This window comes from Amycolatopsis rubida, from assembly GCF_900115345.1.
GTDB classification, from domain to species: Bacteria; Actinomycetota; Actinomycetes; order Mycobacteriales; family Pseudonocardiaceae; genus Amycolatopsis; species Amycolatopsis rubida.
In genome coordinates this window covers 106,132-129,969 of record NZ_FOWC01000006.1, presented here as the reverse complement: position 1 = coordinate 129,969, position 23,838 = coordinate 106,132, and the positions used below count along the sequence as shown (strand labels likewise).

At 70.5% G+C, this 23,838-nt stretch carries 19 protein-coding genes and 2 pseudogenes; 7 read left to right on the top strand and 14 right to left on the bottom strand.

What is annotated here, in order from left to right:
• Positions 1-7: 7 nt before the first annotated feature.
• Both BM362_RS23515 and BM362_RS23510 read right to left on the bottom strand, forming a co-directional pair.
• On the bottom strand, positions 8-970 hold the full coding sequence (locus BM362_RS23515) for a TIGR03557 family F420-dependent LLM class oxidoreductase (protein WP_067591988.1): 963 nt from the start codon (positions 968-970) through the stop codon (positions 8-10).
• 118 nt (positions 971-1,088) lie between these two features.
• A complete protein-coding gene (locus tag BM362_RS23510) occupies positions 1,089-1,460 on the bottom strand; it encodes an STAS domain-containing protein (RefSeq protein ID WP_067591986.1) in 372 nt (123 codons plus the stop codon).
• Between the two features lie 253 nt (positions 1,461-1,713).
• Here BM362_RS23510 and BM362_RS47590 point away from each other — a divergent pair, with 253 nt between their 5' ends.
• Entirely contained in the window at positions 1,714-1,869 is a 156-nt protein-coding gene (locus tag BM362_RS47590; RefSeq protein WP_093574558.1) for a hypothetical protein, read from the top strand.
• A gap of 507 nt (positions 1,870-2,376) precedes the next feature.
• Here the strand turns inward: BM362_RS47590 and BM362_RS23500 are convergent.
• The 4 genes from BM362_RS23500 to BM362_RS23485 all read right to left on the bottom strand — a co-directional run bounded on the left by BM362_RS23500 (position 2,377) and on the right by BM362_RS23485 (position 9,412).
• The gene (locus BM362_RS23500; protein ID WP_107309556.1) at positions 2,377-4,206 is read right to left on the bottom strand and encodes a beta-galactosidase; all 1,830 of its coding nucleotides are present in this window, start codon (positions 4,204-4,206) and stop codon (positions 2,377-2,379) included.
• 11 nt (positions 4,207-4,217) lie between these two features.
• Positions 4,218-6,089: a glycoside hydrolase family 84 protein gene (locus BM362_RS23495; RefSeq protein WP_093574557.1), complete on the bottom strand. Its 1,872-nt coding sequence runs from the start codon at positions 6,087-6,089 to the stop codon at positions 4,218-4,220.
• A 9-nt stretch (positions 6,090-6,098) separates the two neighbouring features.
• Positions 6,099-7,946 carry an alpha-L-fucosidase gene (locus BM362_RS23490; RefSeq protein WP_244287251.1) on the bottom strand — a complete coding sequence of 616 codons (1,848 nt, stop codon included), beginning with the start codon at positions 7,944-7,946 and terminating at the stop codon, positions 6,099-6,101.
• Positions 7,947-8,413: 467 nt separating this feature from the next.
• Positions 8,414-9,412 (bottom strand): alpha/beta fold hydrolase, encoded by a 999-nt coding sequence (locus BM362_RS23485; RefSeq protein ID WP_093574555.1) that lies wholly within the window; start codon positions 9,410-9,412, stop codon positions 8,414-8,416.
• 189 nt (positions 9,413-9,601) lie between these two features.
• On the opposite strand from BM362_RS23485, the gene BM362_RS23475 reads away from it, so the two are divergent.
• Positions 9,602-9,829: a hypothetical protein gene (locus BM362_RS23475; RefSeq protein ID WP_067591968.1), complete on the top strand. Its 228-nt coding sequence runs from the start codon at positions 9,602-9,604 to the stop codon at positions 9,827-9,829.
• Between the two features lie 402 nt (positions 9,830-10,231).
• Here the strand turns inward: BM362_RS23475 and BM362_RS23465 are convergent, their stop codons facing one another.
• The 3 genes and pseudogenes from BM362_RS23465 to BM362_RS23455 form a co-directional block, all read right to left on the bottom strand.
• Positions 10,232-10,876: a GntR family transcriptional regulator gene (locus BM362_RS23465; protein WP_067591965.1), complete on the bottom strand. Its 645-nt coding sequence runs from the start codon at positions 10,874-10,876 to the stop codon at positions 10,232-10,234.
• A gap of 322 nt (positions 10,877-11,198) precedes the next feature.
• Positions 11,199-11,810: pseudogene (locus tag BM362_RS23460) on the bottom strand (NAD-dependent epimerase/dehydratase family protein); the annotation flags it as partial.
• A gap of 115 nt (positions 11,811-11,925) precedes the next feature.
• Complete coding sequence (locus BM362_RS23455; RefSeq protein WP_093574553.1) at positions 11,926-12,711, bottom strand: SDR family NAD(P)-dependent oxidoreductase; 786 nt, start codon at positions 12,709-12,711, stop codon at positions 11,926-11,928.
• A gap of 101 nt (positions 12,712-12,812) precedes the next feature.
• Here BM362_RS23455 and BM362_RS23450 point away from each other — a divergent pair, with 101 nt between their 5' ends.
• On the top strand, positions 12,813-13,427 hold the full coding sequence (locus BM362_RS23450; protein ID WP_093574776.1) for a TetR/AcrR family transcriptional regulator: 615 nt from the start codon (positions 12,813-12,815) through the stop codon (positions 13,425-13,427).
• Positions 13,428-13,457: 30 nt separating this feature from the next.
• Here the strand turns inward: BM362_RS23450 and BM362_RS23445 are convergent, their stop codons facing one another.
• Together BM362_RS23445 and BM362_RS50660 are read right to left on the bottom strand one after the other, a co-directional pair.
• Positions 13,458-13,685, bottom strand: coding sequence for a hypothetical protein (locus tag BM362_RS23445; protein WP_244287250.1), 228 nt, complete (start codon positions 13,683-13,685; stop codon positions 13,458-13,460).
• Positions 13,686-14,016: 331 nt separating this feature from the next.
• A pseudogene (locus BM362_RS50660) lies at positions 14,017-14,526 on the bottom strand (amidohydrolase family protein); the annotation flags it as partial.
• A gap of 298 nt (positions 14,527-14,824) precedes the next feature.
• Between BM362_RS50660 and BM362_RS49220 the strand changes: the two are divergent.
• A complete protein-coding gene (locus tag BM362_RS49220) occupies positions 14,825-15,973 on the top strand; it encodes a GntR family transcriptional regulator (protein ID WP_244287248.1) in 1,149 nt (382 codons plus the stop codon).
• Positions 15,974-16,207: 234 nt separating this feature from the next.
• Here BM362_RS49220 and BM362_RS23430 read toward each other — a convergent pair whose 3' ends face one another.
• The gene (locus BM362_RS23430) at positions 16,208-17,416 is read right to left on the bottom strand and encodes an amidohydrolase family protein (RefSeq protein ID WP_093574775.1); all 1,209 of its coding nucleotides are present in this window, start codon (positions 17,414-17,416) and stop codon (positions 16,208-16,210) included.
• A gap of 335 nt (positions 17,417-17,751) precedes the next feature.
• Positions 17,752-18,273: a class II fructose-bisphosphate aldolase gene (locus BM362_RS23425; protein WP_244287270.1), complete on the bottom strand. Its 522-nt coding sequence runs from the start codon at positions 18,271-18,273 to the stop codon at positions 17,752-17,754.
• Here BM362_RS23425 and BM362_RS47585 point away from each other — a divergent pair.
• Complete coding sequence (locus BM362_RS47585) at positions 18,214-18,360, top strand: hypothetical protein (protein ID WP_157905100.1); 147 nt, start codon at positions 18,214-18,216, stop codon at positions 18,358-18,360. The genes BM362_RS23425 and BM362_RS47585 overlap by 60 nt on opposite strands.
• A 531-nt stretch (positions 18,361-18,891) precedes the next feature.
• On the opposite strand, the gene BM362_RS23415 is transcribed toward BM362_RS47585, so the two are convergent.
• Positions 18,892-19,788 carry a DMT family transporter gene (locus BM362_RS23415; protein WP_093574551.1) on the bottom strand — a complete coding sequence of 299 codons (897 nt, stop codon included), beginning with the start codon at positions 19,786-19,788 and terminating at the stop codon, positions 18,892-18,894.
• Positions 19,789-19,870: 82 nt separating this feature from the next.
• Between BM362_RS23415 and BM362_RS23410 the strand changes: the two genes are divergently transcribed.
• Both BM362_RS23410 and lanKC read left to right on the top strand, forming a co-directional pair.
• Positions 19,871-20,764 carry a LysR family transcriptional regulator gene (locus BM362_RS23410; protein ID WP_093574550.1) on the top strand — a complete coding sequence of 298 codons (894 nt, stop codon included), beginning with the start codon at positions 19,871-19,873 and terminating at the stop codon, positions 20,762-20,764.
• A 508-nt stretch (positions 20,765-21,272) separates the two neighbouring features.
• Positions 21,273-23,807: a class III lanthionine synthetase LanKC gene (gene lanKC, locus BM362_RS23405; RefSeq protein ID WP_093574549.1), complete on the top strand. Its 2,535-nt coding sequence runs from the start codon at positions 21,273-21,275 to the stop codon at positions 23,805-23,807.
• Positions 23,808-23,838 lie beyond the last annotated feature (31 nt).

Here is a 23,838-nt window from a genome sequence, read left to right as displayed (position 1 = left end):
CGGACTGCTAGCGCAACGCGGGCAGCAACTCCTGCCGCGCGAACTTCATGAACTCCGGCTGCCGCTCCGGCCCGCCGATCTGCACCAGCGCCAGATCCGTGAACCCGGCCCGCGCGAACTGCTTCGCCGCGTCCACAATGGGCCCGGCGTCCGGGCCGCACGGAATCCCCGCCGCGACGTCCTCCTCGCGCACGTACTGCGTCGCGGCGTCGAACGCCTGCGGCCCCGGCAGTTCGGCGTTCACCGGCCAGCCCGAGCCGAACCACCGGAACTGCTCGTGCGCCCGCCGGACCGCCGCCCCGCGGTCGGCGTCCCAGCTGACCGGCAGCTGCCCGATCTTGCGCGTCGGCGGCCCGACCCGCTCGTGATCCCATTCCGCGCACAGCTCCGCTTTCGGTTCGACCGCGACCATCGCGTCGGCCACCGGCGCGAACCGCTTCACCGATTTCGGGCCGGACACCGCGATCGCGATCGGCACCCGTGTCGGCGACAGGTCCCACAGCTTCGCCCCGTCGGCCCGGTAATGCCGTCCGGTGTAGGTGAACGTGCCGCCGTCGAACAGGCCGCCGATGATCTGGACGGCCTCGGCGAGCCGGTCGTGCCGCACCGACACCGACGGCCAGCCCATGCCGACGACGCGTTCGTTCAGGTTCTCCCCCGCGCCGAGCCCGAGAGTGAACCGGCCCTCGGACAGCAACTGCACCGTCGCGGCCTTCTGCGCGACCACCACCGGGTGATACCGCATCGTCGGGCAAGTCACGAGCGTCATGAGTTCGAGCTGTCCGGTCGCCTGGGCCACCGCGCCGAGCACGCTCCACGCGTACGGCGCGTGCCCCTGTTCGGCCAGCCACGGCGAATAGTGGTCGCTGCAGGCCGCGAAGTCGAATCCGGCCTGTTCGGCGGCGATCGCGCAGCCGACCAGCTCGCGCGGCCCGGTCTGTTCGGTCATCAAGGTATAGCCGATGCGCATGGTCTCCTCGTTCGACGGGCTGTTCCGCTCGCGGCGCCAGCGCTGCGGCCGCCCCGGAACCTCTTCTCCCGCCCGGGTACCCGGGCGGGGCCGGGTTCACCCGTGCTGTCCCTCCGGGTCAGGACCCGGCCAGCGCCGCCTCGACCGTCGGGTACAGCGGCAAGGTCTGCTCCAGCCCGGTGAGCTGGATGGGCCGCATCGTCGCCCGGCCGGACGCGACGATCCGCAGGCTGGCTCCGCGGGCGCGGTGCTCGGTCAGCGTCACCAGCGCGGTCAGCCCGGCGGAAGCCAGGAATTCCACCGCGGCGAGGTCCAGCACCAGCACTGGCGGAGCCCCGTCGAGCGCCTCGTCGACCGCGGCGGTCAGCAGCGGCGCGGTGACCAGGTCGACCTCGCCGTGCACCGTGAGCACCGCGACCGGCGGCCGGTCCTCCCGCTCGACGCGGAACTCGCGCGCCGGGTCGGCGCTGGGGTCGGTCGGCTCGTCCATCGGCACGGTCCCGTCTTCGGTCTCTCCTGCCGGGCAGACGGCCCGGCCACCACCCCATGATGCCCGTCCGGGTGCGGCGGCGCGCTTCCTTGCGCCATTTGCCTTAGTTCCTGCCTGCGAACCGCTCAACGCGGTGACACATTCACCGCTCCGGAATTCTCCGCCGAGTCGAGGTTTCACTCGACCGAGTGAGGGTATCCGGGAGTGAGCACGCCACATTCCCCACCGAGAGAAGAAAGACGAGGTTCTCCCCGTGATTGTTCTCGGCGTCATTCTGCTCGTGATCGGGTTCATCACCTCGATCCAGATTTTGTGGAGCATCGGGATCGCCCTGGTGGTGATCGGCGCGATCCTGGCAGTGCTCGGCGGGACCGGACGCCGCATCGGCGGCCGCGCGCATTGGTTCTGACCCCGCGGCTACGGAAGCGCACGCCAAGGCTCTGGGAGCCTTGGCGTGCGCTTTGTCCGGGCAAGCGCCGCCCGCCCCCGTTCGCGAGCGAGTCACAGAACCGAATTCGCCGGGTCGCCGACAGCATCGATCTTCGCGTTCGACACCGCTTCCGCCATTCCGGGTTCCTCGCGACGGCGTCCGGAATCCATGCGATTTCCCGGTCCCGCAACACCGTCGCGACCTCCTCGGCCGCGCTCTGCTTCTTCGCCGGTCCCACGATCAGCGCCGTGCCGCAATCCGCCCGTCGCGGCGGGCACGAGCACGTCCAGCGGTTCCCGCACCGAATCCGCCGTGGTCCGCGTGGCGCCAAGCTGTTCCGCGACCGGCCGAAGCCTGCGCGGGGTCCCGCCCGCAGCACGACCGAGCTGTCCGCGGAGCAGCGCCCCCGGTCAGGTCCCCGCCCTCGCCCAGCCTCGTCCGGTTGTCAAGCGGCCATCCCCGGCTATCGGCCGCAACGGCTCGCTCTCAGCCCAGGTCTGCCTCCGGACGGATTTCGATCGCCGTCCCCGGATGGTGCATCTCCAGCACGACCAGTTCGTTCTTCCCCTTCCGCCACAACGACTTCGGTGCGTACAGCGTCTGCTGCGGCCCGATCTTCCAGTACCGGCCGAGGTTGAAACCGTTCAGCCACACCACGCCCTTCTCCCAGCCGGGCAGGGCGACGAAACCGTCCGCCGGCTCGGCGACCAGGGCGGTCGCGCGGTGGAAAGCCGGGCCGGCTCCAGGCTGGACGGAGGAGAACCGCAGCCGGGACAGGTCGTCCAGGGGCAGCGGGCGGATCTCCCAGCCGAACAGTTTCTGCTGGGTGTTCATCGCGACCCAGCCGTCGATGCCCTTGCGATCGGCCAGGTGCGGGCCGTAGTTCACCCGGCCCATGGTGTCGACCAGGACGTCCAGGCGTGTCCTCGGTTTCTCCAGTTTCAGCTCCAGCGTCGCGTCCGGGCGGTTGCGGTCCAGGATCCCCAGCTGCACCCCGTCGGCGAACACCAGCGCGCGGTCCGCCAGGCCGTGGATGCTCAGCGGGCCGGAATGCGGGCCCTGCACGGTCGTGCGGTAGTGGATCAGTCCGGTCGACTGGCCCACCCGTTCCATGGCGACCGGTTGCGCCGAGCGGACCACTGTGGACAGTGCTGGCAGAGAGTCCACAAGGGACACTGAGCCGGACGGAGCGACCGACTGGGCGGGCAGGCGCGGCGAGCGGGCGGGCGGAGGGACGAGCGGTTGCTTGGTGTACTTGGTGATCACCGACTGCAACGCGGTGAACTTCGCGCCGACGTCGCCTGCCTCGCCGACCGGCGAATCGTAGTCGTAGCTGGTCACCGTCGGCTGGTAGTGCGGACCGGAGGTGTTGGCTCCGGCGGTGAATCCGTAGTTGGTGCCGCCGCAGGCCAGGTACAGGTTTACCGACGCACCTGTCGCCAGCAGCTGATCGACGTGGGCGGCCGTGTGCCGGGGATCCGTCGTGTGGTGCGGCTCGCCCCAGTGGTCGAACCAGCCGTCCCAGTACTCGGCCATCATGACCGGCGCTCCGGGACGGAAGGCTTTCAGCGCGGCGATGCTCGGCGCCGGATCGCCGTCGCCGGTCCCGGCCTCCAATGTTGCGGGCAGTTCACCGAAGCGCATGAAGAATTCGGAAGCACCGTCGGCGACGAAGAGGAGACTTGTCATTCCGCGTGAACGCAGGCTGTCCCGCAAGTGCGCGAGATAGCTCGTGTCGTTGCCGTAGCTGCCGTATTCGTTTTCGATCTGCGCGGCCACGATCGGCCCGCCGTGTTGCGCTTCCAGCGGGGCGAGCTGCGGGATCAGCTGGTCGTACCACGCGTCGACCGCCTTGAGGTAAGCCGGATCGGCGCAGCGCAGCTCCATGTTCCGGTCGGCGAGCAGCCACGCGGGCAGACCGCCGAATTCCCATTCCGCGCAGATGTAGGGACTCGGCCGGACGATGACCTGGAAACCGAGTTCCCCGGCCAGCCGGATGAAGGCCGCGAGGTCGCGATCGCCGCGGAAATCGGCCCGGCCGGGTTTCGGCTGGTGGAAATTCCAGGCCACATAGGTTTCGACAGTGTTGAGGCCCAGCGCTTTGAGCCGCGACAGCCGGTCGTGCCACTGCTCCGGGCGCAGCCGGAAGTAGTGGATCGCGCCGGAAACGATCTGGAATGGCTTGCCCTCCAGCAAGAACTGGTCGCCGGACACGCTCAGCCCGCGGCGGCCCGCCGCGCCCGCCGGTCCGGCGAACACCGTGCTCGCGGCGACCGCGGCCGCGCCGCCGAGGAAGCTCCTCCTGCTCACGTCCATCCCTCCCCCGCTCAGCCGGCCGTCGCCGCGCGGACCTGGACGAGGAACGCGTCGAGCACGCCGTCGCCGACGAGTGCCTGCCGCACGCCCCACCGGTTGCTGTTGCCCGTCTTCACCGCTTCCGCCCGCTTGACCAGCGCGTCCGCGGCTGCGGTCAGGCGTTGGGCCTTCGCGTCGTCACCGCGGGCGGCTGCGGCCAATGCGTCCAGGCGGGTCAGCGTCGCCTCGCCCCAGAGCGCGGTCGCGTCCAGCCACGGGCCGGCCTCGCTGACGAACGCGTTCTGCACCTGCCCGCCCCGGATCACGGTCGGAGCATTGCGGATCTGTTCGGCGTACGAGCGCAGTCTGCCCAGAGCACGGTGGTCACCGGCGTTCCAGTGCTGCCAGAAATCGGCGACCGTTGCCGCGAGCACCGGTGCCTGAGGCTGCCACGGTGCGGGTCCGAAGACGGGTGCCAAGTGTTCGAGGTCCGCGAACACCTTCAGCGCCGCGGTCGCGCGTCGGTCGCCGCCCGCGAGCCGCGCCAGCGCCTGCGGCCATGAGCGCTCCGGCGAGTAGCCCGCGTCGTTCCAGGAGAAGTCGGCCACACCGAACTCGGCGACCTCGCTGGCCGCTTCCTGGTTCATCGGGTTGGAGACAATCCCGTTGAGGTACTGGGCCAGCCCCGCTTCGCGATGTGCGTAAGGCGCGAGCAGCAGCCGTCCGGCGGACTGCTCGTAATCGTTGACCGGATAGTTGTCCCAGAGGAACACTTTCCGCCCGTACACAGTGGAGACCTGCTGCGCTTCGTCGTTCGTCACGCTCGGCGGCACCACCGCGGTGCCGGTCCACTGCACGACTACGGACGGGTCGAGGTTCTCCCGCAGCTGCGTCTTGTACGGCGAATCCTTGAGATCGCTGTACTCCGTCGGAACCGTCTGCAATGGACGGACGCCGTCGTGCGTCCGCACGAAGTTCTCGGTGATCTCGTTCAGCAACGAAACCTGGGCCTTGCCCGCGGCAGCCTGGCCCGGTGCGCCGAACGCCGCCTGGTCGCCTGCGCAATTCCACTTGGTGTACGAGATGTCGTCGAACGGCAGCGAGAACGAACGCACGCCGAGGTCGTACACCGCCTGGAATTTCGCTTTCACCGCGGCGACATCCCGCGGCGACGAGAAACAGATCGAGACGCCGGGAGACAGGGCGTAGGTGAAGTCGACGTGGTTCGCGTTCGCCGTGCGCACAAGCTGGCCGAGCGCGTCCAGCTCCAGCTGCGGATACGGATCTCGCCACTGCGCACGCAGATACGCGTCGTCTTTCGCGCTGTAGATGTAAGTGTTCGCCTTGGTCTCGCCGAGAAACTTGATCTGCCGCACCCGGTCGTCGTTCGTCCACGGTGGACCGTAGAAGCCTTCGATCGACCCGCGCAGCGCCATGTTGGGCCAGTCTCGTACCGCGACACCGCGCAATGCCCAGCCGTGTCCATTTCGGGCAAACAGCTGCCGCAACGTCTGCACGCCGTAGTATTGCCCGGCACCGTCGCGGCCGTTGATTGTCACGCCGTCGCGCCGCACAGCGAGCGAATAGCCCTCCGCCTGCGTTGGCGCGTCCCCGCCGTTGCTGAGCCGGATGACGAACCCGCGCTGCGGACCCGTGCTGATCTTCTTGACTCCGTGCTGTTTCACCAGGGAGATCAGCAGTTCTTTGGCCGGGCCGTCCGTGGTGCCGTCCGTGACCAGTACCACCGAGGACGGCAGCGTCACGTCGGCGGCGTCGCGGTTGATCTGTTGCGGTGTCGGGGAAACCACCGGTACCGGACCCGGCTTGGCAGCAGCCGGTTGGACGACGGCGAGGGCACTCGTCGCGACGACAGCGGCGAGCCAGGCTCTGCGGCGTAGAGTCATGACTTCCTCTCAGGCGGCGGGGACAGTGCGGTACAACGCGAAGGCAGCCAGGTACGGCGTCGCTCTCGACTGCGTGACGACCACGCGCAGGTGGCGGGCGGTGACCGGGGACGGGAGGGTGACGAGGCGGTTGGCTCCGACAGTGGTGACGGTCGCGATCGTGCGCCAGGAACCGTCCACTTCGGCCTGCACGGTCGCGCCTTCGACGTGCTGACCGCGGGTGATGTCCTCTCCCAGCCGGATCTGGTCGAAGGCGACCGCCTTCGGCAACACGACGTCCATCGTCCCGGCGAGCGCACCACGCGGCGGCGACCACGAGGTGGTGAGCGAGGAATCCGTGACCGCATCCAGTCCGCGCGCGCCGGCGGCGAGGTTCTCGGCCTGCGTCCTGGCGATGGCCTGCCCGAAGGACGCCAACGCGGCGGCATCCGCCGGAGCGACGCGACCGTCCGGGCCGGGCGGAACGTTCAGCAACAGCGAAGCGTTGCGTCCGACCGAGGCGCGGTAGAGGTCCACGAGCTGGGCGGGCGTCTTCGGCTGTTCGTCCGGGTGGTAGAACCAACCCGGCCGGATCGACACGTCAGCTTCGGCCGGTGCCCATTCCAGGTATCGCACGGACGGGTCGGCGAGCACCTGCCGCGACCCGAGGTCGCCACCCTCCGCGCCGCCGACGAACAACTCCTCGTTGTGCGCGGTGTTCGGATCTCCCGTGGCCGGCAGGGCGCTCCACTCGCTCTCGCGAGCTTGGCCCTTCTCGTTGCCGACCCAGCGGACGCCTGCCGGTCCGGCGAACGTGACCGTGTCCGGCGACAGCGCGTGGATCATCCGGAACCAGGTCGCGAAGTCGTAGGTTTCGCTGATTCCGTTGCCGCGCCAGGGGTTCGCGCCGTCCAGCCACAGCTCGTCGATGGGGCCGTACTGGGTGAACAGCTCGTAGACCTGGTTCAGGTAGTAGGTGTTGTAATCGTCCTCGGTGACGGTGAATTTCGGCAGCTTCCCGGCGGCGAGCGCCGCGGCACGGTCGTCGTTCGGGACCAGCGACGGGATGGTGCGGACCTTCGCCGCGCTGCCCGTGCCGTACCGCCCCTGGCCAGCAGGCGTGTTGGCACGGTCGTCGTAAGTCGCCTGCTCCTCGATGCTCAACGGCTGTCCGGCGGCGACCTTCGCCTCGACCCGTTTCACCTGCTGCGCGAAGAACTGCTCCGGCAGCTCAGCGCCGTCCGCGGGCGACAAGTACACGCCGACTTTCAGCCCGGCCTTCCGCGCGGAATCGACGTAGCCGCGCAGGAGATCGCCGCGCGGATTGGCGCACCCGGCGGCGCGGGCCTGCCAGTATGCGGACGGATCCCGCGCCCTCCCGTTCTGCGCCGCCGCACGGGCTTTGGTCACCGCGTCGTCGGCACACCCAGGCGTGACCCACCACGGACTCGCGACGACGGAGTGATTCGTGTAGCGCGTCGGATAGAGGACGAACCCGTCGTGGTGCTTCGCGGTCAGCATCACCTGCGTCGCGCCGGCCGCCTTCATCGACCGCATCCACTGGTCGGTGTCGACGGCGGTGGGCGCGAACGTCGACTCCTTTTCCGCGCCGGAACCCCATTCCCGGTCGGTGAAGGTGTTCATGCCGAAGTGCGTGAACGCGGTGACCGGCCGCTGCTGCCAGGCAATCTGCCCGGACCGCGGCACGGTCGCGGCGGCTTTGGCGAGGATCCGGTCCATGCCGTCGCACGACCGCACGGCCTGGATCGCCGCCGGACGGATCGGTCCATGGCAGGCGGTGGTTCGCGCGACGGCGGGGGCAGCCGGTCCCCCGGCCGCCAGTACCGCGGCAAGCGCCAGGCTCGCGGGAATCGACACGGCGGTCCTCCTGTCGGATCCGTGACCGAACGGTGACGGCGGGGAGCGTAAGTCGAGCATCCATCGGATGTCTAGACCTGATCGGCGGAGGAGGTCCCGCTTTCACCCGAGCGCCGAGGCTTGGATCAGCGCTGTTCCAAGCCTCGCGCGCACGGCTTGGCCGAGGGCGCGGCGGAGGCCGAGTGATCTGATGGCTCACCGGGCAGGACCGTGCCGATCGTGCGCGCGACGTCGTGACCGTCCGCCGGGGATTCGCTCGTCGGCGACCAGGAGTGCTACCTCATATGGACAGGAATTTTCTCCGCACGGCGTTCGCGATCGTCGTCCTGGGATCCTGGCCGAGCCGCGTGCGTCGGGTTGCGGAAGAACCCTGGCCAGACGACGCAGATGCCCGCCCCCGCTGTGGTCACCAGGGTTCATCCGGCGGCTCGGTATCCATTGTGGACACAACCGCCGCCCGGCCGCGGTCAGCCGTTCAGGAAGCGCGCCAGCTGTCCCGCCACGAACTGCGGATTCTCCTCCGCCAGCCAATGCCCCGCATGCGGCACGTCCGCCGCCTGGACGATGTCAGTCACCCGCGGAGCCACCGTGGCCCGAATGGCGTCGAGCTGGCCCTGAGCAGTCAGCAGCAACGTCGGCACCTTCACCGGCGCCGCCGCCACGGTGTCGCGGACATCCTTGTCCAGCGCCCGATAAAGCTCGAAACCCCCGGACAAGACTGTGGGACGGCTGTAGGTCCGGGCGTACTCATTGACCTCCGCATCGGTGAACGGCGACCGCTCCGAGGTCCCGCCGAAAGCAGTCCCGCCGAAGGAAACCTGGGGATAGAACAGCGCGAGGTATTCCCGCACATCGTCGCCGACCACCGCTTCGGGAACGCGGCGCTGGGAGTGGAAGGCGATGTGCCAGCTCAACGTCCGATAAGCAGCGGCATTGATCGCGGGCCCGGGAAGCGGCAGATCGAAATAGCCGAGACGCGCGGTATCGCCAGGAAACTGGCTCGCGTACTGGAATGCCACGGCAGCACCGAAATCGTGGCCCACGACGGCAGCGTTCCGGACGTTGAGCCGCGAAGCCATTAAGGTGTGCACATAGCGCGCCAAGGTGGCTTTGTCGTAGCCGCTGGGCGAACCGGTGCTGTCCCCCAAGCCGGGAAGGTCGATCGCGTACACAGTGTGCTGTTTCGCGAGCTCCGGCATGACCGGCCACCAGCCGTACCAGGTTTGCGGCCAGCCGTGGATCAGGACGACGGGGCTGCCGCTGCCGCCGGTGACGTAGTGCATGCGGACGCCGTCGACGTCGGCGAATTCGTGCCGGAAGGCGCTCTGGAACGCGGGATCGTTCTGGGTGGCGGCGGCGTAAGGCTCGGCAGGAGGGGCGGCGCAGGCCACGCTGCCGATCGTGAGCAAGAGGGACAGGGCAAGTGCCGCGACAGAGCGGGACACCAGCCGGGATGCGGTGATCATGCGGTCAGTTTCACCGGCCGGGACCGGCGCTGGCACGGAAACTTGCCGTTCCGGCAAGGGGTTGCGTCCGATGCCCGTTCGATCAATTCCTTGTAGCCGAACAGGCAGGAACCGGTTCGCCGCGCCCCGGCGAGGGTAGCGATGGTGCAGAGGCGGTCGGCGCGACCGCCGGAACCGGAGGGATCGCACATGCGGAAATTCGTGGCCACAGCTGCCGTTTGCCTCGCTGCCACCGGCGGCGCGCTGCTGCTGAGCGGCACCGCGTTCGCCAGCCACCTCGAATACAAAGGGCCTTACGAAACCCCGGACGACTGCGTCCACGCACTGCGCGCCCTGCCGCCGGACCCCACGGTCGACGGTGCCGAGTGCATTCCCATGAACGGCAAGCATTACATCGAAATCTCGCACACGAACTGAGGGAAAAGCGGTTACCCCGGCCGGAAAAGCCGGGGTAACCGCTTTTCACCCGGCGGAGCACCCGGCAAGAAGCCGGGCCTTTCCGTCCGGGGCCAGGCACGCTCACCGGAATTCGCGCTGGCAGCCGGCCGAAGGCACCGCCTCCGCCCACCGGTGCCGGTGCCGATGCCGGAGCCGATGCCGGAGCGGGGTGCGACCGGGCCGGTGCCGGTGCCGAGTTCGATCGGGTCGGTTGCCGGTGCCGGAGCGGGGTGCGACCGGGTCGGTGCCGAGTGCGACCGGGCCGGTGCCGGAGCCGGAGCCGAGTGCGACCGGGCCGGTCGCCCCGCGCCAAGGGACGGGCATGCCCGCCCGGTGCGGGGCGGCGACCGCCGAATCCCCGGCGAACCTGCCCCTCGCCCGTCAACCGCCGCCGCGCCCCAGCCCGCGCAGATGCCGCCCGCTCTCCATGTGCTCCATCAGCAGCGCTTCCACGGCATCCGCGTCCCGCCGCGCGATCGCGTCGTACAGCGCCCGGTGCTCCCCCGCCACCCGCTCCAGATCCTCGTGCTGGCCGAGCAGCCACCGCATCCGGCTGCGCAGCGTGAGTTCCAGCTCGTTGAGCAGCTCGTTCCCCGCCATCGCCGTGACGGCCTCGTGGAAATCCGCCGCCGCGCGATGGGCCGCTACCGCGTCACCGGCAGCGGCCGCGGCCGTTTCCGCGTCCAACGCGGCACGCAGCTGATCCCGACCGGCACGCGAATGGCGGGTCGCCGCGAGCTTGAACGTCAGGACTTCCAGCGCCGCACGCACTTCCTGCAAGTCGGCGACGTCGCTCGCGGTGAACTCGCGCACCACTGCCCACGTCCGCGGGCGCGGCGTGACCAGGCCTTCGGCGACCAGCGTTTTCAGCGCGTCCCGCACCGGTACCCGGCTCACGCCGAGGTCCGCGGCGAGATCCCGTTCGACGAGCTTGCTTCCCGGTTTGCGCGCCCCGTCCAGAATCTCGTCCCGGAGCCGCCGCACGACCCGGTCCGTCTCGGACTCGACGCCCTGTTCCGCTGCCATCCGGCCATTCTCGCACCACCGCCCGGACCGTCCACTGTGGCCAGTTCCTTCTCAGCGCGGATTCGTCTTCCGCCACCCCGCGTAATCCGCCACCGCCGCCCGCACGCCGAACTCCGGCGCGAAAACCCGTTTCCTCCCGGAGCCGCGAAATATCCAGATACGGCCCGGTCGCCCCGCCGGGCCGCAGCTGATCCGGCAGGCCCGGCGCGATCTCCGCGAGCGCCTCGGCGAATTCCCGGTTCGTCACCGGCTGCCCGCGCGACACGTTGTACGTGTCGTGCTTCAACGACGGCACCGTGGTCAGCAACGCGATCGCGCGGCCGGCGTCGGGTGCGTAGCAGCAGTCGAACCCCTCGTCGGCAACCAGCGGACGCGGCGGGTCACCGCGCAGTCCGGCGTTGAGGTAGGCCGGAATCGGGAAGAACGGCGATTCCGGGTCCACCAGGGGACCCCACACCGTCCCGATCCGCAGCACCACGGGTTCGACGCCGCTCCCCCGCAGGCTGTGCGTCGTGAGCGGTTCGACGGCCTTCTTGAACGCCACGATCAGATGCGGCAGATCCGCGGGCGGCAGCGACAGGTCCTCGTGCCAGCTCGGCTCGTCGCGGCCGATGTACACGCCGAGGCTGCTCGCGACCGCGAACCGCCGCACCCGCCACGTGCGGGCCGCGTCGAGGGCGTTGGCCGGGCCGGTCAGGTCCGTCCGGAAGAACGCGACCGGGTCGTCGCCGGGGACGCTGCCCGCCAGGTGGACGACCTCGGTGATGTCGTACCGGCCGCCGAGTGCGAGAAAGGCGTCCCGGTCGGTCGCGTCGAGCGTTTCCAGGGCGGCCCGGCCCGCCAGGAACGACGGGACGTCCGTCCGCCGGTGCCCGGTGACCAGGACCTCCCGCCCCAGATCGGCCAGCGCCCGGGCGGTGTGCGCGCCGATCATGCCGAGGCCGCCGGTCACGAGGATCATCGCCGCACCCCGCATCGGGCGGTGGAGAACTCTGTCATGCGGCGAAGCTACGGCCCGCCCGCCTGCCGGTTCTTGACCACATCGCGCATCAGAAGTGCGTGCCGCCGTCGATGCGGACCTCGGTGCCGGTGATGAACGCGGCGTCCTCGCTGGCGAGCATCGCGACGACCGACGCGACCGTCTCCGGACCGGCGAAACCCTGGCCCAGCGCGGGAAGCAGCTTGCCGAGCAGGGTGAAGTCGGCGTCCTCGGGGAAGCCGGGGCCGACGCTCTGCTTGCTCTTGCCGCTGCCGTCGGTCATCCCCGAAGAGATCGAACCGGGCTGCACGGCGGTGAACCGGATGCCGTCCTTCGCGTATTCGGACGCCAGCGCGTGCGTCATCGACTGGATGCCGCCCTTGCTCGCCGCGTACGCCGCCATGTACGGGTGCGCGAACATCGCCGACGTCGAGCTGAAGTTCACCACCGCCGGGCCGCTGCCTTCGCGCAGCGCCGGGATCGACTCGCGGATCATCAGGAACGTGCCGACCAGATTGACGCGCAGGACCTGCTCGAACTCCCCGAGCGGCATCTCGTGGGTATGCGCCGACCGCAGGATGCCCGCAGCGTTGACGAGCGCGTCCAGCCCGCCGAGCTGCTCGACCGCCGACGCGACCCCGGCCTTCACCGACGCTTCGTCGGCGACGTTCACGACCACGGTGCTCAGCCGGTCCGCCGCGGCGCCCGCCTTCTCGACAGTGTCCGCCAGGCCCGCTTCGCTCACGTCCGCGGCGACGACACGTCCGCCCTCGGCCAGCATCCGCAGCACTGTCGCCTGCCCGATGCCCGAGCCCGCTCCCGTGACCAGCACACGGCGTCCTTCGTAACGGTTCATGGTCCGCTCCTTTCATCTACCGTCACGTTACGCCTATATGGCAGATTGTGCCACTTTGACTAGGCCTGCATGCTTGACAGTGATCGGGTAGCGTGGCGATGGTGAGCGGAAAGACCCCGACCCTGACCGAACGGCGCAAAGCGGCGACGCAACTCGACATCGCCCGGGCCGCCGCTCGCCTGTTCACCGAGCATGGCGCACAGGGGACGACAGCGGAAGCGATCGCCGCCGCGGCGGGTGTCGCTCCGCGCACCTTCTACCGCTACTTCCGCACCAAAGAGGACGCAGTCGCCCCGCTGCTGGTCGTCGGCGCCGACTCGTGGCGGGACCACCTCGCGTCGACGCCCGAAGGAACGCCGCTGCTGAAGGCGGTCGAGGACGCGATCCGCAAGACGATCTCCGCCGCCGACGCCACCCCGGAATTCAGCTGGACACGCGGCTTGCTGCGAGCCGCGAGCGGGGACGACCCGGCGTTGGCGGCCGTGTGGCACCGGGTGAACGGCGAATCCGAGACCCGGCTGCGTCCCGTGCTGGCGCGACTGGCCCCGGAGGCGGACGAGGTGACGGTGCATCTGGTCGCGGCCGCGGCGACGGATGCCATTCGGATCTCGCTGGAGCTGTGGGCTGGGACCGAGGAGAAAGCGGCGCCGGTGGAGTTGGCGGTTCGGTGTTTCCGCGGGTTGTCGGGCGGGCTCGCGAGTGCCGATCACGGTTAGAACCGGGACCGGCGGGCACGAGCCGGCCGGTCAGCGGAACTCGTGCACGGCCTCGATCTCCCCGGCCAGGTGGCGCGTTGAACTCCGGCGGCTCCTCGGCGGGAACCCACAGCTCCAGGATCGTCTCGCCGCCCGCCTGCCGCACCGGATAACGGGCGAGGAACGCGTCTCGACGCGGAAGCGGGTCACGTAGCCGGCGCCGTCGTACCGGACGTTCCAGTCTCGCTCGACCTTCACCGCGTAGCCCTCGTTCAGCACCGGGTAGAAGATCGGCTGCTCCGGCGACCACGCGGACCAGCCCCAGCTCCGCCGGACCGGCCGGGCGCCACAGCTCCGTCGCCGGGTTGTCCATCGCGTCCCCCTTTCGACGGCACAAGCTAGCCGTCGGCCGGTTTTGCCTCCTCCCGCCACTGCGATCCGGTCTACCAAAGCGAGCCCCAGTCTGGCCTCCCGCATCCCCGTCCACCAGCACCGGCTGGCCCGCGACGACGGAATGCGTTGCCTGGCGGGCGGTTCCGGAGAGCCGGAAAGTGCGGACCGGATCGTCCCGCACGCCGTCGCGGAGGTCGCCGGCGTGGAATGCGACGAGGTCCGCCTCCGCACCCGGAGCCAGCTTGCCGAGATCGCCGCGGCGGAGCGCACGGGCGCCGTCGAGCGTCGCCGCCTCGACGTACCACTCCGCCGGGGCCGCGTCGGCGCGGTCGTCGGTCACCTTCGCCAGATGCACGCCGACGTCCATGCCGCGCACCAGGTCCGGCGGGAAGGAATCCGTGCCCAGACACAGGTTCCGCCCTGCTTCGCGGCATTCGCGGAACGAGCGCGGGGCGTGGCCGTAGCGGAAGGACGTGAGCGGGCAGTGGATCACCCACGCGCCGGCCGCGGCCAAGGTCGCGACGTCGCCGTGGACGCCGGGATGGCGGTCGAGGACGTGGCCGTGCGGGATCAGCAGCCGTTCGCCGAGCAGGCCGGTGCGCTTGAGCATTTCCAGCGGCGTTACGCCGTATCGGTCCAGGATCAGTTCGCGCTCCAGCACGCCTTGCGGGCAGTGAAGCCGCACCAGGACGTCGCGCTCGCGCGCCGCGTCGGCGGAGGCGCGCATGAGGTCTTCGGTGAGGGTCTCGATGCGGCACGGCAACAGAACACCGTTGACGAGCGGATCGTCGAGTTCCTTCGCGTGGTCGAGGAACCGCAGCGCGTCGGCTAGCCCCTGGTCGCCGCGGGGTTCGGCGAAGGGTACCGTCCACAGTGGCCACGTTGACGCCGGAACGGTAAGCCGGGCCCAGATATCCGCGCAGCCCGAGGTTCCGCGAGAAGTCCGCCATCGCGACGAGTTCGTCGTACGGTTCGGCCCACGACGAATGGATCTCCGACGCGATCGGCATGAAGGTCGTGATTCCGTGCGGCGCCAGCTGAACGAGCGCGTACTCGCGAACGGTCTGCCGTTCTTCCGGCGTGAAGACGTCGCGGCGGCGGTGCGCGAAGTAGTCCTCCGACCATTGCAGACCGGCCGCACGGTCCGCCGCGGCCCAGGAATCGAGGACGAGATGGTCTGCATCGGGCAGCGCGTCCAGGTCGATCAGGCCCGGGAGGACGAGCGATTCGCCGAGGCCGACGTCCAGGCCGGTCGTTCCGGCGTACTGCGGGCCAACGTGGGCGGCGACGTCGTCCTCCCCGGCGACCTCGCCGTTCTCCAGCAGGGCGTGCCGCCCGTTCTGATGGGCCGGCACACGGCGGGCACGCCAGCGAGCGCGCATCGGGGTCCTTCCGCTCGGTGCGTTGCGGTATACCAAACGGCGGAACCTGGCGGCCAGACCTTGCCGGGTGCGGGTCTTTCCGGGAACCTGGGAGGAGATTCGCCGATCCTGTCGGTGACAGCGGCGGGAGGGGGCCGGATGGAGCCGGGTTTCGCGTCGGAGTCCGGCCGCGTCGCCGAACGGCTGCGGAACGAGATCCTCGACGGCACGCGGGCTCCCGGCAGCAAGCTGGTCGAACGGGATCTGGCCGCGGAGACGGGCGTGAGCCGGGTACCGGTGCGGGACGCCCTGCGCGCGCTGGGAAACGAGGGCCTGGTGACGCCGCGGCCGCGGTCGTGGTCGGTGGTGCGGGAGTTCACCGCGTCGGATGTCGCGGACCTCAACGAGGTGCGCACCGCGTTCGAGGGCCTCACTTTCCGGCTCGCCGCGCAGCGCCGCACCCGCGAGGGCCTGGCGCGGCTGCGGGAGGTGCTGGACACGGAACTGCGCGCCGCCCGCGCCGGCGACGCGGTCTCCGCCCGCCGGGCGGCCGCGGACTTCCACGAGGTCGTGACATCGCTGTCGGCGAACGAACTGCTCGGCGAACTGGAGCGGACGTTGCGCAGCCGGATGCGGTGGCTGCTCGGCCAGCACGACGACCTGGAAGCGATGGCGGCGGAGCACGAGCTCTTGTACGAGGCGATCGTGGACCGCGACGTCGAGCGGGTGGAACGGCTGGTGCTGGCCCATCTCGCGACGGGCACCAGCGAGGCGGCGCGGCGGCATCCAGCGGGGGAAGCCTCGACCGGTTGAGCCGCGCCCGTGAGCGCGGAGCTTCCCCAGCCAGGCTGGGCGCCGGGAGCCGAACGCCGGTGCGGCTCCCCGCTCCCGCTGACGTCCGTGAGGGGAACCCTGCGGGAATCTGATTCCTTCAGGGTTCCGCTCACGGACGCTCGCGCCGGCGAGACCGCGCCCGTCGATCAGAAACCCCATCGCGGCCGAGGCGCCGGCCCGGCGGCCTCTCCCGGCCCCGCCGGACTTCGCCCGTCAGAGGTCGGCGACCGCCAGCCCGTCCGCCACGACGACGCCGTCGTGCAGCACCGTCCGGTCCTTGCCGCGGTCCATCACCGCGCTGGTCGGCGTCTCGCCGTCCACCAGCACCAGATCCGCCCGATCGCCGGCCGCCACGCCGGGCCGGTCGGCGATCCCCGCCAGCCGGGGCACGTCGTGGCTCAGGATCGACGCGCCGCCGATCGTCGCGACCGCCAGCGCCATCTCGATCAGCTCGTCGCGCCGGAACCCGTGCGTGAAGGCCAGCTGCCACGTGCGGTCGAGAAGATCGCAGTTGCCGTACGGGCTCCAGTAGTCCCGCTGCCCGTCCTCCCCCAGCCCGACGCGCACGCCCGCGGTCGTCAGCTCCGCCAGCGGCAACTGCCGGTCGACCGACGGCGCGACCGTGGCCATCGCGATGTCCAGCTCCGCGAACGTGTCGATCAGCCGGCGGCTCACCGCTTCCGAAACCGAGCCCAGCTCGTACGCGTGCGACATGGTCACCTTGCCGCGCATGTCCAGCGCGCGGACCCGCTCGATCACCAGGTCCGTCGAAAACACGCCCAGATGCCCCGGTTCGTGCAGATGGATGTCCACCTCGACGCCGTACTTCTCGGCCAGCCCGAACACGACGTCCAGGTGCCCCTTGGGATCCTTGTCGAGCGAACACGGATCGATCCCGCCGACCACCGACGCGCCCGAACGCAGCGCGGCCTCCAGCACGTCGGCGGTGCCGGGCTCGCGCAGGATCCCTGCCTGCGGAAATGCCATCACCTCGACGTCCGCGTGCGCGGCGAAGCGCTGCTTGGCCGCGAGCACGGCGTCGAGTTTTTCGAGCCGGCAGTCCACGTCGACCTGCGCGTAGGTGCGCACGCGCGTGGTTCCGTTCGCGATCATCCGCTCCAGCGTGCCCGCGACGCGTTCCGGCAGCGGCACCTCGGCGTTCCGCCAGTTCTCGCGGTCGTTCAGCATCATCGCCCAGACGCCCGGCGCCCCGGTGTGCGGCCGGAACGGCAGGCCGATGCGCGTCGAGTCGAGGTGCACGTGCACGTCGCTGAACGACGGGAACAGCAGCCGCCCGCGCCCCTCGACCGCCTCCCCTCCGGACGCCGCCGGATCATGCGGGCGAACCGCGGCGATCCGGCCGCCGGCCACCTCGACGTCGCTGCGCTGACCGCCCCAGGGACGGACGTCACGGATCAACACGGAGAGCACCTTTCTCAACGGGAGCGCTTTGGTATACCAAGACTACCCCGGGCCGGTTCGGCCGGGACAGCCACCGGGAGACGCCGACAGCCGAGCGATACCGGCTGGATCCGGATCGGGCCAGCCTCTCCCGCCGGTGCGCTGACCGGCCCCGTGCCGCAGACGGCCGCGTTCGACGGCGGACAGCGGCGGATTCGCGTCGCCGAATCCGGCGAACGGACAGTCGCGGTGGAGTACTCGCAGGTTGTCCTCATCGCGGCCGGCCAATTCGGCCCCGCCGCTGTCTCCTGTCTCTCGCACGGCGATCGCGCCTTCGTGTTCGAGTGCGGAGCGCCCTACGTCTCCCGCGCACGGCCGTCGACGAGATGGTCGATACCGGACTCGTTGACTTCCCTCCACGCGCGTCGCCGGAGCTCAGCCAGCGAACGCAGAAGCCGAGCAGTCTCCGAAGCCATCCCCAACCGGAGGTAATTCCGCGGATCCGCCGCGTCCGGCTGCTCCTCCAGGAACTGCCGAACCGACCGCGTGAACAGGCCATTGAGATGCGTCGAGATAGTGACCTTCGCCGTCCCGCTCACCACGGCCCCGCGCAGTTCCTCGTCCGGCAGTCCTGACGAACCGTGCAATACCAACGGGACCAGTACCGCGTCTCGCAGCCGGGCCACCAGCGCACGGCCCGCCTGGGCCGTCCGCCCCACCATCGCGCGGGACGTCCCCGCGGCCACCGCCAGGGCGTCCGCTCCGGTCGCGGTCACGAAGTCCGCCGCTTCGGCCGGGTCGGTGCGGGCATCGGGCGCGTGTACCCCGTCCTTGCCGCCGGCATCCGCCCCACGCGGGTCGACGCGCTTCCGCCGCAGCTGGCCGCGCTCAACCGCACCTACCTGAGCACTGCCGAACTCGTGGTGCGCCCGGCGGCAGCGCGGGAGCGGCTATCCCGGTTCTAACCGGAATAGCCACTCACGACGTCTCTTCTTGACCGCGCGGCGCGGTGATCCGCTAAACCCAGCCGGGAAAGCGGATGTGCCCGCGAGCCCCGTCGCCAGGACGTCTTCGCACCTTCCGAGGCGGGGCCGTACTCACCATCGCCGGAGTCACCAGATGCAGTCGCTCCCTGGTCGGATTTCTCCCGCAATCGCGCGAAACTCAAGCCGCGCGGGCAAACCCCGCTCGCCGCGCCCGGCGAGGCGAGCGCGGCGGTTTTCCGTTCCGTGCGAGGCCGGATCCTGCACCTGCTCGAACGAGCGGACGGTGACGTCGCAGGGGCCGGGCAGGCGCTGGATTGCGCGCGGTCGGCAGCGCGCGGGTCGCGACCCGGTGGCGCGGCGGGCCGGAAATCCGGTTGCCGGCCGCGAATTCGGTGGAACTGGCCGAAAAGCCGGCCGCGGACGGCGTGCCGCCGGAGCAGTTCCGCCGGGTGCTCGCCAATCCGCGGTTCACCGTGTCGTCCTACCCCCCGTGCCGGGGTGGGGACGCGGTCAACGACGGCGGGAGATGGCTACGCCAGCCAGGCACAGCACGCCGCCGACGAGGCCGTACGCGGTCGGGGTTTCGGCGAGCAGCAGCCAGGACAGCAGCACGGCCGCCGCGGGCACGGCGTAGGACACCATCGTCAGCCGGCCCGCGTCCGTGCGGCGGAGCGCGTACGCCCACGCGGTGAAGCCGACCGCGGTGGGGAACACTCCCAAGTAGACGCTGCCGAGCACCGCGCCCGCCGGAGCCACCCGCAGTTCGCTGACCAGCTGCGGTGTCCAGGGCAGCAGGACCACGGTGCCGACGACGCAGCCGAGCCAGATCGCGGTCAGCCCGTCGACGTGGCGCAACGTCACCTTCTGGACCATGACTCCGGCGGCGTAGAGCACGGCGGCCAGCAAGCACAGCAGCACGCCGGCCCAGTCGTTGCTCCCGGTGGCGCCGGTCGCGATCAGCGCGGCCCCGCCCAGCGCGACGAGCGAGCCGATGACGAGCGAGCGCGAGAAGCCTTCGCCGAGGAACTTCCCGGCCGCGACGGCGACCATCAGCGGCGCGAGGTTCACCAGCAGCGCCGCGGTCCCGGCGTCGACCTGCCGCTCCCCCGCGTTGAGGACGACGGTGTACGCGGCCAGCCACAGCACGGCGTAGGCCGCGACCAGCAGGAACGCCTTGCGCGACAGCCGGATGCGAGCCGCGCCCTTGGCCACGGCGAACACGGTGAGCGTGACGGCCGCGACGGCGAGCCGCAGCAGTGCCAGCGGTGCCGGAGACAGGGCGTGCCCGACGCTGCGGATAGCGACGAACGACGAGGCCCACAGCACGACGGCGAGCCCAGCGGCGGCCGCGATCTTGCCGAAGTCGGACTTGCCGGCGGGCGGGACGGTTTCCACGAGATCGGTCACTCAGCCATCGTCGCCTCAGCCAGCTGTACAGCACAAGCGATGAGTTCTGTACCTCCGTTAAGGAGTGCTGTACATTCGCCGCATGCTGGACATTCCCCGGCTCCGCGTGCTGCGCGCAGTCGTCGCGTCAGGGTCGATCCGCGCGAGCGCCGCCGCGCTCGGCTACACGCCGTCCGCGGTGAGCCAGCAAATCACCACGCTGCACCGGGAGACCGGGCTGCAGCTGTTCGAACGGTCCGGCCGCGGCATCGAGCCCACCGAGGCCGGGCGCACCCTCGCCGCCGAGGCCGAGGCCTTGTTCGAGGCGTTCAGCCGGGTCGAGCAGGTGGTGAGCGAACTGCGCGCCGGACGCGTCGGCCGCCTGTCGATCGGCTACTTCGGCTCGGCAGGCTCCACGTGGCTGGCGCCGACCGTCGCCGCGCTCCGCACCGAGTTCCCCGGCCTGCGGCTGGACCTGATGCTGACCGAGTTCACGCCGGGCGACCCGGACATCGACATCTTCGTGGAGGAAACCGGGGCCGAGCACCCCGGGTCGGTCGTCGTGCACCGGCTGGCCGAGGACCCGTACCTGGCAGTCGTCCGCCTCGACGACCCGCTCGCCGGACTGGCGGAAGTGCCGCTGGCCGCACTCGCCGAACGGCATTGGGTCGACAACGACCTGCGCGAAGGCCCGTGCCGTCAGGTGCTGCTCAACGCCTGCACGCAGGCCGGATTCTCGCCGGGTTTCGTCGTCGAGACGCACGACTACCGGACCGCGATGTCTTTCGTGGCAACGGGAATCGGGCTGACGGTGGTGCCGGAACTCGGCATCGGCGAACTGCCGGAGGGCCTCACCACCGTGGCGCTGGCCTCCCCCGCCCCGGTCCGGCATCTCAGCCTGGCGGTGAAGAAGCCGATCGCGGCGCATCCCGCCGCCCGGCGTGCGGTGGAGCTGCTGGAAGGCCTGGTGCGTTCGGGGAAGACGCTGGCCGGGTGAGGCACTCGGGCCGGGGTGGCGCCGGAACGCCGTGAAGGACTCCTTGAGGGAATCGGATTCCCTCAAGGAGTCCTTCACGGCCGCGGCAGCCGGAGGCGAGAATCGGGCAGCACCCCGATTCTCCGGTAACGAATGCGGCACATTCCCGCCGCGAATGCGCCGCCGCCACCCCGAATGGACCAATCCGCACCGGGTTCGCGCCGCACGACGGACGGAAGCCAGGTCACCGGAACGGGTTGATGACCTTCCGCCAATTTCTCCGGCTCTTTCCGCGCCGACCTGGGTCGAGCGGCCGGGAAACATCTTCGTTACACCCCGATCGGGTAGGGATGACTCACGCGCAGTCCCCATTTTTGCGACCCAAACCCGCGTCCGTCACCCTCACGAGGAGCCGCGAACCCCCGGGTTGGCGGATTGGCCGGGACACCCCCCTCGTGCGGCAATGGTGTCACCGTCCGACATCGAAGTCGCCCGGTTTTCCTCAGGAAAAAGGGAAGGGCTCGTTTTCATGGACGTCCGGTACGAGGCTTTCTGCTTCGCCGATCCGCTGTTCTTCGACGAACCGCGGGAAACCCCGGGCGCGGCAGGCGACCTGGCCGCGGGGCTGCCCCGGCCGGGACCCGGGTGGACGGACGAGGCGCGCGGGATCTGGCGGTCGCTGCGCCCGCCGGGGCGGAAACTTCCCGCCCAGGGCTGGAAAATCCACGTCTCCGCGGGCCTGGACAACGCGGCGGACGTCCTGTCCCGCGTGCATCAGTACTGCGTGGAGCGGCGGATCGCGTACAAGCATCTGCGTTCCCGGGCGACCCTGGTGAGCCGCAATTCGAAATACGCGCCCCGCGCGGGAAGCGGCAAGCTCGTCACGATTTACCCGCACTCCGAAGAGGCGCTCGCCATGATACTGGCCGACCTTTCCGCCGAACTGGAAGGCGAGCACGGCGCGTATATTCTGAGCGATCTCCGCTACCGCGAAGGCCCGCTTTACGTCCGGTACGGCGGATTCGCCGAACAGTGGACCGAACACGCCGGAACCCGGGTGCTGGCAATCCGCCGTCCGGATGGCACGCTCGTGCCCGACCGGCGGGAACCGTCCTTTTCCGTGCCGGATTGGGTGCCGATTCCGTCCTGTTTGTCCGAGAGCCTGGCCGCGCGCAAGAACGGAGCCCGATTCCCGTACCGGGTGACCGGCTCCCTGCACTTTTCCAATGGCGGCGGCGTCTATCTGGCCGAACGAGGGGCCGAGGGGAAGACCGTGGTGCTGAAGGAGGCCCGGCCGCATGCCGGACTGGACCGGGAGGGCGCCGACGCGGTCGCCCGGCTGAACCACGAGCGGGAGGTACTCGAACGGCTGGCGGACGTTCCGGGCATCCCGCGCGTGTACGAGCAGTTCACCGTGTGGGAGCACCACTACCTGGCGATGGAGCACCTGCCCGGCATCGCGCTGAGCAGCTGGCTCGCCCGGCACTACCCGCTCACCAGCGGCACCCGGGCCGAAAGCGGGCTCGCGGCCTTCCGCGAACGCGCTCTGGCCGTGCTCGCCCAGGTCGAGCGCATCGTCGCGGACATCCACCGGCACGGGATCGTGTTCGGCGACCTGCACGGGAAGAACATCCTGGTCGACGAGCAGGACCGGGTGTCGCTGATCGACTTCGAACTGGCCGTCGACGCCGATTCCGGCGACCGCCCGGGGCTGGGAGCCCCCGGCTTCCGCGCACCCGCCGACCGCAACGGTTTCGAGATCGACGAGCACGCCCTCGCGGCGCTGCGGCTGTGGCTCTTCCTTCCGCTGGTGATGCTGCTGGAACTCGCGCCGGGCAAGCTGCGCGGGCTCGCGGACTTCGCGCAGCAGCGGTTCGGCCTGCCGGACGGGTACGCCGACCGCGTGGTCTCCGTGCTCGCCCCGCGCACCGCGCCGCCCGCGACGCACACCGCGCTCGACGAGCCGCGGCCGGACTGGTCGCTGGTCCGCAAGCAGATCGCGGAAGCCATCCTCGCCACTGCCACTCCAGACCGGACCGACCGGCTGTTCCCCGGCGACATCGAGCAGTTCCGCTCCGGCGGCGCGGGTTTCGGTGTCGGCGCCGCGGGCGTGCTGCACTCGCTGCACGTCGCCGGAGCCGGCCGCTATCCGGAGTACGAGCAGTGGCTGCTGGCGGCCGTCCGGCGGCAACCGCCCTCGCGGCCCGGGTTCTTCGACGGCAGCCACGGCATCGCGTACGTCCTCGAAGAATTCGGCTACGCGGCAGAAGCCGGCGAACTGCTCGCCGCGTCGCAGCCGCTGGTCGACCAGACCACCGACCACGGCCTGGAAAGCGGGCTCGCCGGGATCGGTCTCACCCGCCTGCACTTCGCGACGACGCGCGGCGACAACGAGTTCGGCCGCCAAGCGCTGGACGTCGCCCTCAAGCTCGCGACCGCGTTCGAGACCGCCGACCCGCCCGGCCGCTTCGCCAGGGCCGGACTGCTCAGCGGCTGGTCCGGGCCCGCGTTGCTGTTCCTGCGCCTGCACGAGCACACCGGCGAGCCGTCCTGGCTCACCCTGGCCGACCGGGTGCTGGCCCGCGACCTGGAGGAATGCGCTCCCGCGCCGGACGGGTCGCTGCAGGTCCGCGACGGCACCCTGCGCCTGCTCCCCTACGCCGCGATCGGCAGCGCCGGGATCCTGCTGGTGGCCGAGCAGGTCGCCCGGCGGCTGCCGGACTCCGCGGCCGCCCGGAGCCTGCCCGGGCTGCGGGCCGCCTGCCGCGGGGAGTTCGTGATCCACCCGGGCCTGCTCTACGGCCGGTGCGGGCTCGCCGCCGCGCTGTCCTTCGCCGACGAGCCCGATCGGGAAGCCCTCGACCTGCACCTGGCGCGGCTGTCCTGGCACGGCGTGCCGTACCGCGGCGGGCTGGCCTTCCCCGGCAACCAGCTGCTTCGCCTGTCGACCGACGTCAGCACCGGCAGCGCGGGGGTCCTCCGCACGCTCGCCGCACTACTGGACGGCGCGGAACTGCTGCCCTTCCTGGGCTCCGCACCGTCCCCGCACACCTCCGGCCGATGAGCGCCGGCGGACCCCGAGAGAAGGGAACACC

Coding starts and splice junctions, on each gene's coding strand:
- BM362_RS23410 (WP_093574550.1), top strand. CDS start 19,871: ATGCTGGACATTCCCCGGCTCCGCGTGCTGCGCGCAGTCGTCGCGTCA.
- BM362_RS23495 (WP_093574557.1), bottom strand. CDS start 6,089: ATGACTCTACGCCGCAGAGCCTGGCTCGCCGCTGTCGTCGCGACGAGT.
- BM362_RS23455 (WP_093574553.1), bottom strand. CDS start 12,711: ATGAACCGTTACGAAGGACGCCGTGTGCTGGTCACGGGAGCGGGCTCG.
- lanKC (WP_093574549.1), top strand. CDS start 21,273: ATGGACGTCCGGTACGAGGCTTTCTGCTTCGCCGATCCGCTGTTCTTC.
- BM362_RS23465 (WP_067591965.1), bottom strand. CDS start 10,876: ATGGCAGCGGAACAGGGCGTCGAGTCCGAGACGGACCGGGTCGTGCGG.
- BM362_RS23500 (WP_107309556.1), bottom strand. CDS start 4,206: ATGGACGTGAGCAGGAGGAGCTTCCTCGGCGGCGCGGCCGCGGTCGCC.
- BM362_RS23475 (WP_067591968.1), top strand. CDS start 9,602: ATGCGGAAATTCGTGGCCACAGCTGCCGTTTGCCTCGCTGCCACCGGC.
- BM362_RS23485 (WP_093574555.1), bottom strand. CDS start 9,412: ATGATCACCGCATCCCGGCTGGTGTCCCGCTCTGTCGCGGCACTTGCC.
- BM362_RS23510 (WP_067591986.1), bottom strand. CDS start 1,460: ATGGACGAGCCGACCGACCCCAGCGCCGACCCGGCGCGCGAGTTCCGC.
- BM362_RS23515 (WP_067591988.1), bottom strand. CDS start 970: ATGCGCATCGGCTATACCTTGATGACCGAACAGACCGGGCCGCGCGAG.